The 14,672-nt window shown below is 69.6% G+C and carries 15 protein-coding genes; 3 read left to right on the forward strand and 12 right to left on the reverse strand.

The window, feature by feature from the left end:
• Both ABZ420_RS03240 and ABZ420_RS03245 read right to left on the reverse strand, forming a co-directional pair.
• Positions 1–543, reverse strand: a complete 543-nt coding sequence (locus tag ABZ420_RS03240; RefSeq protein ID WP_357116582.1) for a DUF1697 domain-containing protein — start codon at positions 541–543, stop codon at positions 1–3.
• A gap of 94 nt (positions 544–637) precedes the next feature.
• Entirely contained in the window at positions 638–1,387 is a 750-nt protein-coding gene (locus ABZ420_RS03245; protein WP_357116584.1) for an acyltransferase, read from the reverse strand.
• Between the two features lie 232 nt (positions 1,388–1,619).
• Between ABZ420_RS03245 and ABZ420_RS03250 the strand changes: the two genes are divergently transcribed.
• Together ABZ420_RS03250 and ABZ420_RS03255 are read left to right on the forward strand one after the other, a co-directional pair.
• Entirely contained in the window at positions 1,620–2,921 is a 1,302-nt protein-coding gene (locus tag ABZ420_RS03250; RefSeq protein ID WP_357116586.1) for a PQQ-binding-like beta-propeller repeat protein, read from the forward strand.
• A 299-nt stretch (positions 2,922–3,220) separates the two neighbouring features.
• Positions 3,221–3,691 carry a hypothetical protein gene (locus ABZ420_RS03255; RefSeq protein ID WP_357116588.1) on the forward strand — a complete coding sequence of 157 codons (471 nt, stop codon included), beginning with the start codon at positions 3,221–3,223 and terminating at the stop codon, positions 3,689–3,691.
• Positions 3,692–3,711: 20 nt separating this feature from the next.
• Here the strand turns inward: ABZ420_RS03255 and ABZ420_RS03260 are convergent, their stop codons facing one another.
• The 10 genes from ABZ420_RS03260 to ctaD all read right to left on the reverse strand — a co-directional run bounded on the left by ABZ420_RS03260 (position 3,712) and on the right by ctaD (position 13,490).
• On the reverse strand, positions 3,712–4,935 hold the full coding sequence (locus tag ABZ420_RS03260) for a class I SAM-dependent methyltransferase (RefSeq protein WP_357116590.1): 1,224 nt from the start codon (positions 4,933–4,935) through the stop codon (positions 3,712–3,714).
• Complete coding sequence (locus tag ABZ420_RS03265; RefSeq protein ID WP_357116592.1) at positions 4,935–5,159, reverse strand: hypothetical protein; 225 nt, start codon at positions 5,157–5,159, stop codon at positions 4,935–4,937. The genes ABZ420_RS03260 and ABZ420_RS03265 overlap by 1 nt, the downstream gene beginning before the upstream one ends.
• Before the next feature lie 59 nt (positions 5,160–5,218).
• Positions 5,219–6,196 carry a class I SAM-dependent methyltransferase gene (locus ABZ420_RS03270; protein WP_357116594.1) on the reverse strand — a complete coding sequence of 326 codons (978 nt, stop codon included), beginning with the start codon at positions 6,194–6,196 and terminating at the stop codon, positions 5,219–5,221.
• 37 nt (positions 6,197–6,233) lie between these two features.
• Positions 6,234–7,010 carry an enoyl-CoA hydratase-related protein gene (locus ABZ420_RS03275; protein WP_357116596.1) on the reverse strand — a complete coding sequence of 259 codons (777 nt, stop codon included), beginning with the start codon at positions 7,008–7,010 and terminating at the stop codon, positions 6,234–6,236.
• A 133-nt stretch (positions 7,011–7,143) separates the two neighbouring features.
• Positions 7,144–7,914 carry an NUDIX hydrolase gene (locus ABZ420_RS03280; protein WP_357116975.1) on the reverse strand — a complete coding sequence of 257 codons (771 nt, stop codon included), beginning with the start codon at positions 7,912–7,914 and terminating at the stop codon, positions 7,144–7,146.
• A 106-nt stretch (positions 7,915–8,020) separates the two neighbouring features.
• Positions 8,021–8,854, reverse strand: coding sequence for an ABC transporter ATP-binding protein (locus ABZ420_RS03285; protein ID WP_357116598.1), 834 nt, complete (start codon positions 8,852–8,854; stop codon positions 8,021–8,023).
• Positions 8,855–8,993: 139 nt separating this feature from the next.
• Complete coding sequence (locus ABZ420_RS03290; RefSeq protein WP_357116600.1) at positions 8,994–9,821, reverse strand: peptidyl-tRNA hydrolase; 828 nt, start codon at positions 9,819–9,821, stop codon at positions 8,994–8,996.
• Positions 9,821–10,243 (reverse strand): protease inhibitor I42 family protein, encoded by a 423-nt coding sequence (locus ABZ420_RS03295; protein ID WP_357116602.1) that lies wholly within the window; start codon positions 10,241–10,243, stop codon positions 9,821–9,823. Before ABZ420_RS03295 ends, ABZ420_RS03290 begins: the two co-directional genes overlap by 1 nt.
• A gap of 102 nt (positions 10,244–10,345) precedes the next feature.
• Positions 10,346–11,563, reverse strand: coding sequence for a phosphoserine phosphatase SerB (gene serB / locus ABZ420_RS03300; protein ID WP_357116604.1), 1,218 nt, complete (start codon positions 11,561–11,563; stop codon positions 10,346–10,348).
• Between the two features lie 184 nt (positions 11,564–11,747).
• The gene (gene ctaD, locus ABZ420_RS03305; protein ID WP_357116606.1) at positions 11,748–13,490 is read right to left on the reverse strand and encodes a cytochrome c oxidase subunit I; all 1,743 of its coding nucleotides are present in this window, start codon (positions 13,488–13,490) and stop codon (positions 11,748–11,750) included.
• A gap of 337 nt (positions 13,491–13,827) precedes the next feature.
• Between ctaD and ABZ420_RS03310 the strand changes: the two genes are divergently transcribed.
• On the forward strand, positions 13,828–14,634 hold the full coding sequence (locus ABZ420_RS03310) for a VOC family protein (RefSeq protein ID WP_357116608.1): 807 nt from the start codon (positions 13,828–13,830) through the stop codon (positions 14,632–14,634).
• Positions 14,635–14,672: the final 38 nt, after the last annotated feature.

Consider the following 14,672-nt stretch of genomic DNA (forward strand, 5'->3'; position numbering starts at 1 on the left):
CTAGGCCGCGAGCTTCTTGACGATGCGCTCGACGGTGAGCCAGGTGCGAGTGGTGATGTCCTTGCCGTACGTCTTCTCCAGCCACGCCATGAAGTCCGGCGTCTTGCCCGGCTCGCTGTTGTCGATGACCGCCAGGAAGGCGCGCGCGGCCTCGTCGTAGCCGACGACCCGGGTGAGCGGGTCGGGGTGCTCGGGCAGGCTGGGCGGCTCGGCGGTGTCCTTGAGGAACGTCGCGATCAGGTACGTGCCCCGCCCGTGGGTCAGACCGTGGAACGGGTCGGTGTCGAGCAGCGCGCGCAGTTCGTCGTGGCTGCGGATGATCGTGCCGCCGCCGATCCCCAGCTCCCGGATCAGCGCCTGCTGGATGCGATCCTCGAGCTCGGGCACGTCGGACTCCGCGGTGTGGAACACGATATTGCCGCTGGCCAGTACCGAACCGACGCCTTCGAAGCCGAGCGATTCGAAAACCCCGCGCAATTTGGCGTTGCTCATATTCGGATTGCTCGGCATGATCCCGCGCAACAGCGCGGCGTAGGCAGTCATAGCGCCGAACCTACTAGCCCGCGCCGACGAATCCGGGCCTCGACCGGCCGGCCTCAGGTCTCCGCTCGGATCGGAGGTGCGGGCGCGGTACCCGTCAGGCGGTCTGCGCGGCCCCGTTCTTCTTACGGGCGATGTCCTCGAGCGCGGCGAGGTATTCCGCACGCTGTTCGGCGCCCGCCTCCCAGGCCGCCTTGCGGTTCTTGACGACCTTGGCCGGTGCGCCGACGGCGATGCTGTAGTCCGGGATCTCACCCTTGACCACGGCGTGCGCGCCGAGCACGCAGCCGCGGCCGACGCTGGTCTCGCGCAGCACGGTCACCTTGGCGGCGATCCAGGTGTCGGGGCCGATGCGCACCGGGCTCTTCACGATCCCCTGGTCCTTGATCGGAACGTTGATGTCGTCCATCTTGTGGTCGAAGTCGCAGATGTAGCACCAGTCGGCGACCAAGGTCGATTCCCCGATCTCGATGTCGAGATAGGTGTTCACGACGTTGTCCTTGCCGAACACCACCTTGTCACCGATGCGCAGCGAACCCTCGTGGCAGCGGATCGCGTTGCCGTCGCCGATGTGCACCCAGCGGCCGATCTCCATGCGGGCCAGTTCCGGGGTGGCGTGGATCTCCACGCGGCGGCCGAGGAAGACCATGCCGCGCAGCACGATGTGCGGATTCGCCAAGCGGAACTTCAGCAGCCGGTAGTAGCGCACCAGATACCAGGGCGTGTACGCCCGGTTCGCGAGCACCCAGCGCAGCGACGCCGGCGTCAGAAAACGCGCCTGCTGCGGATCCCGGCGGCGCGATCCCCGCCAGCGCGAGCGCAACGGTGCGCCCCACATGCTCGTCACGAACGGTTCTCCTGTCGTGGTCCTACCGGCCGTCGCGCGCCTCGGCGGCGACGGATAGAGCCTATCGCCCGCGGTGAGCACCACGACGAGCACCCGCGACGAGAACGCCGGGACGCGTTCACCCGCGCGCGGGCCTCCCGTACAGTGACTCGTGCGCCGGAGACGGCGACGGCGAACGCCAACGACGACAGGAGTGCGGCAGGTGCGAAGCGGCGGCGTACTGGCTACTTCCATGTGGCGACCGTCCCGGAAACGTGCCGCGGCCGCGCTGGCCGCGGTCGGCGCGCTGGCATTGGCCGGGTGCGGCACCGATTACGACGACATCACCGTCGGCACCGGCAAGGGCTGGACCGCCGCCTATCACGACGGCCGCAACAGCGGCACCGGTCCGGTCACCGGATCGCGGGAGCTCGAGCTGAGTTGGCAGCGGCCGGTCGGCGGCCCGATCGCCCAGCCGATCACGTTGGGGCCCGACAGCCAGCTGTTCGTCACCACCCGCCTGCAGAACTGCTCGATCTTCTCCTTCCAGATGGCCACCGGCCGCAAACGGTTCTGCAACGCCTTGGGCCCGAGCGCGATCTCCGCGCCCTCGTCGGTCGACGGGATGACCAACGTCTATGTCGGCGACGACAGCCGGGTGATCTCGTTCAACTACCTGGGGCAGCCCCGGTGGGCCACGCCCGTCGCGGGAACACCGGCCTCGGTGCAGTTCACCGGTGACGGAAAGCTGCTGACCGTCACGCGATCCGGCCAGGTCGACGTGCTGTCCAGGCAGACAGGCGACCGGACGGTGCCGACCGTGCAGTTGCTCGGCGAACCGGACTTCCTCGTGCACGCCGGCCTCAGCTGGCCCGACGCGAGCCAGGGCCTGGACGACTGCGCCACCGGCGGGCCGCAGTGCGCCGTCGCGACCATCTCCGCCGTCGACGCCGACAGTGGCCGCTTCTACGTGACGCTCTGGCAGCCGGGGCGGCCCGCGGCGGCCGTGGTCGCGTTGCGCTACACCGGCGAGAAGCTCGTGCGGGAGTGGAGCGCCGAACTGCTGCTCGGCGGCAGCGCGACCAGCCCGGCCCTGTCCGCCGACGGCACCACCCTCTACGTGGGCGACAACAACAACCGCCTGATCGCCCTGGACACCGCCGACGGGCGAACCAAGTGGGTCCACCGGCTGGACTGGACGCCGCGCGGGGGCATCTCGGTCTCGGACGACGGCCTGATCATCCCCTCCGGCGACGACGGCTACCTGCTCGGGCTGCGTGACAACGGCGACGCGGTGGAGACCGTCTGGGAGCGCAAAGATCTGGCGCTGCGCGGCTCCGCGGCGCAGACCGCGGGCGACACCGGCTACGCGGTCGCGGCGATCGGCGACGGCCTGAACCTCGTCACCTTCGACACGCAGACCGGGGCCACCCTCGACTCCGATGTGCTGCCGGGCGCGAAGGGCACCACCACCGGCACGTCGGTCGGCGCGAAGGGCGAGGTCGTGGTCGCCACCCGCATCGGCGAGATCTTCGCGTTCGCGCCGGAGAAGTAAGCACCGTCGGTTCTCTCACCCCCGCTCGTACGACGTGCGGGTTCTCCGGCTGACCCGGGCCGTGTAGTGGCGAATGGAAGTTGAGGCCGCGGCAACGCGGTTGGTCGGCGCGGCCGAGTCGGCGGTAGAGTCGCCTCGATCTTGTGGTGTGCTGGTTCGAGGGGGGACCTTTGGCGAAGAGTGAAATTTTTGGGCGTCTGGGCAGGGCGACGGTAGTCGCTATCGCTCTACTCACGTCTACCGCGGCGTGCGCCGGCACGGTCGACGGGCGTCCGGTGGCAGCGTCGCAGACCCGGGCCGTGACAACCACACCGGCGCCGGTCGCCGACGAGCCGTTCCAGGAACACGCCGTCGATGACGAGTGCGTTCTGAGCGGGGCGGAAATCAGTGCCCTGGCGGAGGTGAGCCTCGGCGATGGGCACGACACCAAGATCAAGCGCGACGACGGTTCCTACGGCCGAAGCTGCACCTACTACCTCACCGCCGGTGGGATTCTGTCCTTCACCGCATCGATCAAAGTGATGCGGCCGCAACAGGGGTCGGTGACCGAGGCGACCATCGCGCGGCTGAAGAGTCCCACCACGCGCGAACTCCCCGGGATCGGGCGATCGGTCCTCATCGAAGCGAAGGCCGAGTTCCCGCAGGCTTGGGTCCTCACCGACCGGTTCGTCGTCCGCGTCTTTCTCGTCGGCAGCAATCTGTCCGCCCCGCCGACAGACCAACGGTGGGCCGCCGCAGCGAGACTCGTCGTCGCGAAACTCCCGGCGTAGCGCGCGACGCAGCCGGATCGTCACGGGGTGGAACAGAGGAAGACCGTCGCGGCGCGGCCGATTCGTGTGATCACCAGTGTGTGCGGTTGAGTGCCCCGGGGTTTGAGGCGTGAGCGGAGCGCATCGGGGTCGATATCCACGCCGCGCGTGAGGATTTCGAGAGGGCCGCAGTCGCGGCGATGGAGTTCGGCGCGAAGGGATTTCTCGCGGAAGTCCATGCGGTCGAGGATGCGGAAGCCGCGCACCCCCTCGGGGACGGTGTCTCCGGTGAGATAGGCGATGCGCGGATCCAATTGCCACAAGCCGTGTTTCGCGGCGTAATGACGAACGAGTCCGGCACGCACGACGGCGCCGTCCGGGTCGATGATCCACTGCCCGGGCGGGCGCTCCTCGATGACGTCGGGTTCGGCATCGGTGATGGTCCAGCCGCCGCCCTTGGACGAGAGCACCCTCGCGCGACGGGTTATCCCTGCCTCGGTGAGCCCCGGAGACCACAGGCACGCCTCACGCACCGAGCCGTCGAGCGAGACCACCTCGACCTCACCGGACCAGTCGAGCCGGTCGAAGTCCAGACCGGGAGCGCATTTCACGGCGATATCACGGGCGGCGTAGGCCGCGAGCAGATCCGGCAGCGGCGGTTGGAGTTTGGCCGGGTCGTGCGTGCGGCGGCCGTCGGCGCGCCGGGCCGGGTCGGCGATGATCACGGTGTCGCGACTGCTCGGACGCAGCGCATCCGCCCTGATCAGCATCACATTCCGGGTCAGCTCCGAGGGGCAGGCGGCGGACGTGCGGGAGTCCCGCTCCCCCGCCCCGAGCCGGTGGGACCCCAGGTTGTGCGCGGCGATCGCCAGCCGCACCTCGTCCAGATCGCTGCCGAGCACCGCCGGGCACACCCGGGCCAGCTCGACGAGTTCGGCTCCGATCGAGCAGGTGACGTCGTGCACCGTCCGCCCGGCCAGCCGGGTGGCCCGCTGCCGTGCCACGAGCGTCGGGGTGGCCTGCTGCAGCGCGTCGTCGGTGAAGAGCCACTGCCCGGCGTCGAGGAGTTTCGCGGCGGCTCTGCGCCGCAATCGCACGGTCTCGATCAGGGCCGCCGCCCGGTCGCCGTGCGCGCGACGCACGAGCTCGAGATCCCGCAGGTGCGTCGCCGGGGTGAGCGCCAGCCGATCCGCCTCGGCCAGCGCGTCCCGGCCGATCGCGCTACCCAGGTACCCGACATCATCACGGGTGAAGCGGTAGCCCACTACGGGGCTCCCGTAGTGGTCCGCACCGTGCCGACCAGCGTGAGTCCGGGTGTCGGGACCGTCACCCGAGCTGTGGCGACGGCCCGGCTCGGGTTGCCGGTGCGGGTGATCGCGACGGCGATCTGGTCCCGAACTTCTGTGGCGATCCCGCGAGCCTTGGTCCGGTCACCGTTTCGGTGGCGCTTCATCTCCGGATTGCGGCGCGGCGACGCGGGCCGACGCACCTGGGCAGCATGGTCACTGCCCAGGTCGGCGATGCGGTCGCGAGAGGTGGCGCCGCCCACTACTTCCCGGCGGAGCTCGGCTTCACGCCGGTGATCATTGCGTTGTAGAAGAACTGGCGCGGCACCACACGGCGCATGACGTTCTCGTCCACCCAGCTCAACCCCAGCCAGGCGCGGTACATCGCCATCCGGTAGCGCCAGGTGAGCTTCTCGGCGGGCACGGCCGCCTCGAAGGTGCGCACCGGCCAGCCCCACAGCGCGGCCGCGAATTCCTCGGTCTTTGCGGTCACCTCGACGGCGCCCGCCGAGCGGGCCATCGCCTCCAGGGCGCGCGGATCGAAGGTGTGCAGGTCGACGACAGCCTCCAGGGCCGCCGCGCGCGAGGACTCGTCCAGCTCCTCCTGCGGACGCCGCCAGTCGCTGAGCATCGGCAGCTTGGTGACCGTGGTGGTGGCCTTCCAGGTGATCCGGCCCAGCCAGCGCGCGTAGAAGTTGCCGACCGTGGTCGGCTCACCGGCGAACACGAAGCGGCCGCCCGGCTTGAGCACGCGCAGGCATTCCTTGAGCGCCAGCTCGACGTCGGGGATGTGGTGCAGCACCGCGTGGCCGACCACCAGATCGAAGGTGTCGTCGTCGTAGGGGATGGTCTCGGCGTCGGCGACCCGGCCGTCCACGTCGAGACCGAGGTGCTGCGCGTTGCGCAGCGCGACCTTGACCATGCCCGGCGACAGGTCGGTGACCGAGCCGGACTTCGCCACGCCCGCCTGCATCAGGTTCAGCAGGAAGAAGCCGGTACCGCAGCCCAGTTCCAGCGCCTTGCCGTAGGGCAATGGCGCGGGACCCACGGCCAAGTCGAACCGGCCGCGCGCGTACTCGATACAGCGCTCGTCATAGGAGATGGACCATTTGTCGTCGTAGGTCTCGGCCTCCCAGTCGTGGTAGAGAACCTGGGCCAGCTTCGTATCCTTGAGCGCTGCTTCGACCTCTGCCTCGGTGGCGTGCGGGTTCGGCGCGGGGTCGTCGGGACGTACCGTCATGGTCGGCAAGCCTACCCAAATCCGCAGTTGACGCCTGCTATCGCCCCACGAATTCCGCCGACCCGGGACCGTCGGTCAGATAGGAACCTGTTCCTATCAGGCGATCTTGCGTCGTGAACAGGGCCGACCACTCGCCACGGGCGCGATCGAGGCCGTGCGGACCTGCTTCGAAGACCGCTTTCGCGGCGGCCAGCGCGCGGGCGGGACCGTCGGCGAACTGGCGCGCCCACCGCATCGCGGCGGTGTACACGTCGTCCGGCGCGACGACCTCGTCGACGAGGCCGAGCGCCTTCGCCTCGTCCGCCTCGACGAAACGACCGGTGTAGACGAGGTCCTTGGCCGGGCCCGGTCCGATCAGCAGGGCGAGCCGGCGGATGCCCGCGAGCGGGATCAAGCCCGTCTTGATCTGCGGCAGACCCAGCTTGACGTTGTCACCGACGACGCGGCGGTCCGCGCCCAGCGCCAGCTCCAGCCCACCGCCGAGGCAGTAACCGCTGATCGCCGCGACCGTGGGCTGCGGGATCCGGGCCAGGCAACCGAGGTCCTGCTGCAAGTCGGCCGCCATGGCGGCGGCCTGGTCACTGCCGAGACCGAACAGTTCGGCCACATCGTCGCCCGCAGAGAACACGCGTTCGTCGCCGTACACGACCACCGCGGCAACGCCAGGGTCGGCGGCGACGGCATCGGCCGCCTCGGCCAGTTCCCGCACCAGCTGCGCGTTCAGCAGATTCATCGGCGGGCGGGCGAACCGCAGGACGGCCACGCCGCGCGCGGCGTCGCCCTCGGGCAGCTCCAGGGTCACGAATTCGGCCATGGCAGGCCACGCTACCGGGTGCGCACCGGCACCGGCGGTCAGGCCCGACGACGGCGAGCGGCATTCGCCGGAGGCACACCGCGCCCACCCTCCGCGTGGGGCAGGGGCACTTATGCGCCCACCCGGCCCGTCGTCAGGGCCGCACGGATCCCTTGAGTCGCCCGGCGTCGGGGAGATCGGCGAAGTAGCGGTGGTTGTCCGGGAAGGACAGCAGCTGTCTACCGTCCGCATCGGCCAGCACGGGCAGGATCGGATCGATCGCCGGCTGCGCCGCCAGGATGTCGGCGGTGGCGCGGAATTCGCCGAGCGCGACCAGTTGCGACCAGGTCGGCGGGAGCAGAACGTCGACGCCGGCGCGCCAGCGCTCCAGCGCCTCGGCGGGGGTGCTCCACCGGACCTCCGCCGCCTCGGACGTCGCGCCGTCGGCGAGCTGCCCCTGCGGGAGGATGGCGACGAAGAACCGGGTGTCGTAGCGGCGCGGCTCGATGACCGGGGTGATCCAGTTCGCCCACGGCCGTAGCAGATCGGCGCGCAGGACGAGTTTCTCCTCGGCGAGGAAGGATGCCAGCGACAATTCCCTGCGCTCCAGCCTGCCGCGGGCGTCCCGGTAACCGGTGGTGTCGGAGACGACGCTGTCGGCGGTCGGGCCTGCCAGCAGCACGCCGCACTCCTCGAACGTCTCCCGGACGGCCGCGCAGACCAGCGCCTTGGCCCTGGCCTCGGTGGTGGCGAACCGCTCGGCCCACCACGCGGGCTCGGGCCCGGACCAGGCGATGTCCGCGGTCCCGTCGGACGGGTCGACGCCGCCGCCGGGAAACACGGTCATGCCCGCGGCGAACGCCATGGCGCCGACCCGGCGCTGCAGGAAGATCTCGGGCCCCTCGGCGCCGTCGCGCACCAGCATCACCGTCGACGCGTCTTTGATCGGTTGCTGAGAGTCTGCCTGCGGTTCTTTCTCACTCACCCCTGCACCCTAACGCGCGCTTGGTGAGCGACGGACACCGTCCGAGTCAGCGGGTGCGGTGCCGGCCCGCGCGGCGCGAGCGGCGCGCGAAGTAACGTCCGTCGACTCGATCCAGCGCGATCGATTGACGGAAGGCGTCGCTGAGGTTCTCCGAGGTGAGCACGTCGGACAGCAGTCCCTGCGCGACCACTTCGCCCTCGTTGAGCAGCAGGCCGTGGGTGAAGCCGGGGGGAATCTCCTCCACGTGATGGGTGACCAGCACGATCGCGGGGGAATCCGGGTCGGCGGCGAGATCGCCGAGCCGCTCCACCAGTTCCTCGCGGCCGCCCAGGTCCAGGCCCGCCGCGGGTTCGTCGAGCAGCAGCAGTTCGGGATCGGTCATCAGCGCGCGGGCGATGAGCACCCGTTTGCGCTCGCCCTCCGACAGCGTGCCGTAGGTGCGGTCCGAGAGATGTTCGGCCCCGAGGCTTTCCAGCATGTCGATGGCGCGGTCGGTGTCCACCTCGTCGTAGCGCTCCCGCCAGCGGCCGAGCACCGCGTAGCCCGCGGACACCACCAGGTCGCTGACCTTCTCATCGATCGGAACCCGGCCGGCCACCGCGGCCGAGGACAGGCCGATGCGCGGACGCAACTCGTTGATGTCCACCTTCCCGATCCGCTCCCCGAGCAGATGGGCGACGCCCGCGGTGGGGTGCATCTCGGCGGCGGCCATCCGCAGCAGCGAGGTCTTACCCGCGCCGTTGGGGCCGAGGACCACCCAGCGTTCGTCGAGTTCGACCTGCCAGGTGACCGGACCGACGAGAGTATGGCCCGAGCGGCGGACGGTCACGTCGGTGAAATCGATGAGCAGATCGGGATCCGGTTGCGGCACGCGCTCCATCTTGGCCCACCTGAGGGGACACTTGCCAACGCGGGGAGGGAAAACCGATCCGGTCGGTCGGATCTACGCCGGAACGCCGCCGTCACGACCGCGTCGGCCGCCGCACCGACACGCCCACGAGGGGGCGCCGCGGGAGGTTTCACCAGGATCGGGCGGGGACCGCGATCACCGTCATCGAGCCCGGCGCTACTTCGGTGAATCCGGCGTCGCGCACGGCGACCGCACCGCCGTCGGCCACTTGCCCGGCCAGCGACGCCCACCGCGGCGGGTCGGCTTCGCGCACCGCGCACCTGAAGCCCAATTCCGCCCAGCGCAGCGCGTGCTCGACCGGTAGCGCCCCGGCCAGCAGCATGCTCGCGTGACCCACCTGCGCGGCCGACTTGCCCAGCGTCATCCCGAGCGCGGCGTTCACCCACAGCACCGGCAGGAGCGGATCGGGCGGCCCGGGAGCGTCGTGCTCGAGATCGGTGCCGCCGATTTGCAGACGCTTGATCCGCGGATCGACCTCGCCCACCGGTCCGGGGACCAACGCGCGCGCCTGCGCGCCGTCGATCTCGACGGTGACACCCGGTACCGCGCAGGTCGCCTGCCACTGCGCGCCGCGCGCCCGCCGGGCCACCTTGCGAATGCGCGACCGCTTCCATGCGAGATACGGCTGTTCCCACTCGCCGCCGGGCCCGACCCGCTCGTCCAGGCACAGCGCCACCGCGGCGGCCGCGGCCGCTGCCAGCAGCGCGCTGCGCGGGGGCGGATCGGCCTTGGGCAGGTGCAGGACCATCTGCATCGCTTGCACCATGGCGGGGTCGTCCGGATCGCCCGCGCCGTGGTAGCCGCGCGCCAGCTCCGCATGCCGGGCATGGAAAGTCGCGATATCCGATGTCTCCGGGGCGAAGTCCGATGGCGGGGCGGCCGTGAAATTCTCTGCGCCGCGCCCGACTTCGGCGCCGCAGTCCGGAATGCGCGTCATCACTGCACCTCGATCGTCAACGAAAACGTCCGGGCCGGTGCCAAGCCCTGGTCCCATGGACGCGTGTACTCCAACCTCAACGCGGTCACACCCGCCGCGATGCCCACGAAGTTCCATACGGCGGTGCCACCCGCGCCCGGCGCGACCGGCACGGCCGGATCGGGCTCGTAATCCGCCTCGCCGTCCTGCCGCACCGCGGACGAATCCATCTGCGCGACACTCCAGGAGTATCCGGTCGACGGGTTGGCAGGCAGGGCGACCACCAGGCGCTGTCCGACCCACAGCCGCCGCTGCTGCCCGTCGTCGGCATCACCAACCCGCACAACAGGTTTCGCGTCCTCGGCGGGATGGGTCTCGCGCGAGTCGTTGCCGCAACCCACCACCGCCGAGCAGAGCAGCAGCACCAGCAGGGACTTGCGCACCTGTCCTCCGATCGGCGAATGATCAACTCGCGGAGAGCCTACCGATCGGCGATCCGCGCAGCGGCAGGCCGCGAGTCGTCCGAATGCTCGGTTCCGGACCGCTCACCCCAGCGGAACGCGGCGCAGCAGGCCGTCCCTGGCGTCGGCGGCCTCCACCTCGTGCCGGGTGACCCCGAGGATGAACAGGACGGCGTCCAGGTACGGATGCGAGAGCGCGGCGTCGGCGACCTCGCGCAGCGCGGGCTTGGCGTTGAAGGCGACCCCGAGCCCGGCGGCGTTGAGCATGTCGATGTCGTTGGCGCCGTCACCCACGGCGACGGTCTGTTCCATCGGCACCCCGGCCTCGGCCGCGAACTTGCGCAGCGCGGTTGCCTTGGCCGCACGGTCGACGATCTCGCCGACGACGCGGCCGGTCAGCTTGCCGTCGATGACCTCCAGCGTGTTCGCCTGCACGAAGTCCAGTTCCAGTTCGTGCGCCAGCGGCTCGATCACCTGCCGGAAGCCGCCCGACACCACGCCGCAGCGGAAACCGATCCGGCGCAGGGTGCGAATGGTCGTGCGCGCGCCGGGGGTCAGCTCGATCCGGTCGGCCACTTCATCGATCACCGACTCGTCCAGCCCGGCCAGCGTCGCGACCCGCTGCCGCAGCGATTCGGCGAAGTCGATCTCCCCGCGCATCGCGGCCTCGGTGACCTTGCGGACCTCGTCCTCCACGCCCGCGTGTGCCGCGAGCATCTCGATCACCTCGCCCTGGATCAGCGTCGAGTCGACGTCGAACACGATCAGCCGCTTGCCCCGGCGGGCCAGCCCGGCCCGCTCCACGGCGACGTCCACCTGCTCGGCCACGGCGACCTCGGCCAGCGCCGTACGCAGCCGCGAGTCGGTGTCCGGGCCGGAGTCGGTCGCGGTGACCATCAGCTCCATGCCGGTCACCGGGTAGTCGGCGATACCGCGGATGGTGTCGATATTGGCGCCCAAGACGGCCAGTTGCCGTGACACCGCGCTGAACGCCCGCGCGGTGACCGGGCTCCCGAGGATCACCACCGCGTGCGTGGACATCGGCTGCCTGCCGATCGCCGCGTCCACCTCCACGTCGACGTGCATGCCGACGGTGTTCATGGCCTCTTCGAGTTCGTCCTGCAACGCCTCGGCGTCGGTCGGGCAGGTGACCAGGACGCCCAGGGTCAGCCTGCCCCGGATCACGACCTGCTCCACGTCCAGCAGGCTCACGTGGTGCCGGGACATGGCCGCCAGCAGCACGGAGGTCACACCGGGGCGGTCGGGTCCGGTGACGGTGACGAGGACGGTGGTGTCGGCCAACTGATGCGCTCCATGTTCGATGTTCGCCGTCGCTGTGCTGGACGTCGTTGTCGCAACGCACGGTGCGTACTGATCTCCACAAACGAGTGTGCACCCGCTGATGACCAGCGGGTGCACACTCGTCGCGATGAATCCTACGGCGGGGCCGGACGTCGCCCGTGCGTTGCCCCGGCGCGGAAACGCCCTACTTCGCCAGGACGTTCGGCTCGTGCAGCTCGGTCGCGTGCTTGCCCGCGCCCCAGCCCACGTGGGCCTCGGCGCGCATGCGCTCGACCATGTGCGGGTAGTGCAGCTCGAACGCGGGGCGCTCGGAGCGGATGCGCGGCAGCTCGTAGAAGTTGTGCCGCGGCGGCGGGCAGGTGGTGGCCCACTCGAGGGAGTTGCCGTAGCCCCACGGGTCGTCCACGGTGACCACCTCGCCGTAGCGGTAGCTCTTGAAGACGTTCCACAGGAACGGCAGCATCGACGCGCCGAGCACGAAGGCGCCGATCGTGGAGATCGTGTTCAGCGTCGTGAAGCCGTCGCCGGGCAGGTAGTCGGCGTAGCGGCGCGGCATGCCCTCGGCGCCCAGCCAGTGCTGGACCAGGAAGGTGGTGTGGAAGCCGATGAAGGTCGTCCAGAAGTGCCACTTCGCCAGGCGCTCGTCCAGCATCCGGCCGGTCATCTTCGGGAACCAGAAGTAGATGCCCGCGTAGGTGGCGAACACGATGGTGCCGAAGAGCACGTAGTGGAAGTGCGCCACGACGAAGTACGAGTCGGTGACGTGGAAGTCCAGCGGCGGGCTGGCCAGGATGACGCCGGACAGACCACCGAAGAGGAAGGTGACGATGAAGCCGATTGAGAACAGCATCGGCGACTCGAAGGTCAGCTGACCGCGCCACATGGTGCCGATCCAGTTGAAGAACTTCACACCGGTCGGGACCGCGATGAGGAAGGTCATGAACGAGAAGTACGGCAGCAGCACCGCGCCGGTCGCGTACATGTGGTGCGCCCACACGGCGATGGACAGCGCGGCGATACCGAGGGTGGCGTAGACCAGCGTGGTGTAACCGAAGATCGGCTTACGCGAGAAGACCGGGAAGATCTCCGAGACGATGCCGAAGAACGGCAGCGCGATGATGTACACCTCGGGGTGGCCGAAGAACCAGAACAGGTGCTGGTAGAGCAGGATGCCGCCGGTGGCCGGGTCGTAGATGTGGCCGCCCAGGTGGCGGTCGTAGGCCAGGCCGAACAGCGCGGCGGTCAGCAGCGGGAAGGCCAGCAGCACCAGGACGCTGGTGACGGCGATGTTCCAGGTGAAGATCGGCATCCGGAACATGGTCATACCCGGAGCGCGCAGGCAGACGACGGTGGTCAGCATGTTCACGCCACCGAGGATGGTGCCCAGACCGGACACCGCCAGGCCCAGGATCCACAGGTCGGTGCCGACGCCGGGCGAGTGCAGGATGTCGGTGAGCGGCACATACGCCGTCCAGCCGAAGTCCGCGGCGCCGCCCGGGGTGATGAAGCCCGCGGTCGCCATGCTGGCGCCGAACGCGTACAGCCAGTAGCTGAAGGCGTTCAGGCGCGGGAAGGCGACGTCGGGGGCGCCGATCTGCAGCGGAAGGATGATGTTGGCGAAGCCGAACACGATCGCGGTCGCGTAGAACAGCAGCATGATCGTGCCGTGCATGGTGAACAGCTGGTTGAACTGCTCGGTCGAGAGGAACTGCAGACCGGGTCGCGCCAGCTCACCGCGCATCAGCAGGGCCATCAGGCCACCGATGAGGAAGAAGCCCATCGACGTGGTCAGGTACATGACACCCAGGACCTTGGGGTCCGTGGTGGTGACCATCTTGTAGATGAACGAGCCCTTCGGCCCGGTCCGAGCCGGATAAGGCCGAGTCGCTTCCAACTGAGGGACTGGCTGGGGCTCTACGGCAGTCACTGATCCTCCTGAAAGGTGCCTTCAATTCGCTCCGCAGGCTCCGCTGATCGCATCCATCCCTATGTCGGGACAGACGACAGTTCGCTTGCGCTCCTCGAATCGTAAACCCGCGCCTCCCGAGCCGACCGAACGGGTCCTACTCTCTGTCGTATTTGTTTGGCGGCACCTGCGGCGCGGCCTGTTCGCGGCGCTCTAGTGGCTCACGTTCGAGCGGCTGCCGCTTGCTCCTTCACAGCGTACGCGGCCGGCCGGGGCCTTTCCGTATCACCGATGAGTTCCTTGGGCGGCGGGCGTCTGTATCGGTGACACGACTTCCCTCTCGACCAGGAGACCAGCGATGACGACACCGAACGGCCGCAAGCCCGGCGATCCCTGCTGGGTGGATCTGTACACCTCCGACCTCGATCGCAGTATCGCGTTCTACCGCGACCTGTTCGACTGGACCGCCGAGAGCGCGGGCGAGGAGTTCGGCGGATACGTCACCTTCCGCAAGGACGGGCGCGCGGTGGCGGGCGCGATGGCCAGGATGCCCGGCGACACCGACAGCCCGGAGCAGTGGACGGTGTATCTGGCCAGTGCCGACGCGCAGGCCACCGCCGATGCGGCGAGCGCGGCGGGGGCGTCGCTGGTGGTGCCGCCGATGGCGGTCGGCGAACTGGGCACGATGGCCGTGCTCGGCGACGTCGGAGGCGCGGGCGTCGGCATCTGGCAGGCCGGGACGTTCCCCGGGTTCGAGACCATGGGCCTGGTGTCGGGCGGCCAGTGGCGCGACCACGCGGGCGCGCCGTCCTGGTTCGAGCTGCACACCCGCGCCTACGACGCCTCGCTGGCGTTCTACCGGGGCGTCTTCGGCTGGTCGGACGTCTTCACCATCTCCGACGCTCCGGAGTTCCGTTACTCCACCATCCACGCCGAGAGCCCGATGCTGGGCGGGGTCATGGACGCCTCGGCATTCCTGCCCGAGGGCGCCCCCGCGGGGTGGACGGTCTACTTCGGCGCCGACGACGTCGACAAGTCCGTCGAACGCCTCGTCGAACTCGGTGGCTCGGTGCTCTCCCCGCCCGAGGACACCCCCTACGGCCGCATGTCCGCGGTCACCGACGCCACCGGCGCCCGCTTCAGCATCGGCGGCAATCGAGCCTGATTCCCTTCGATTTCGGGCCGTGGGCGGTGCAACCCGGT

The organism is Nocardia sp. NPDC005745 (genome assembly GCF_040630775.1).
Lineage (GTDB): Bacteria > Actinomycetota > Actinomycetes > Mycobacteriales > Mycobacteriaceae > Nocardia.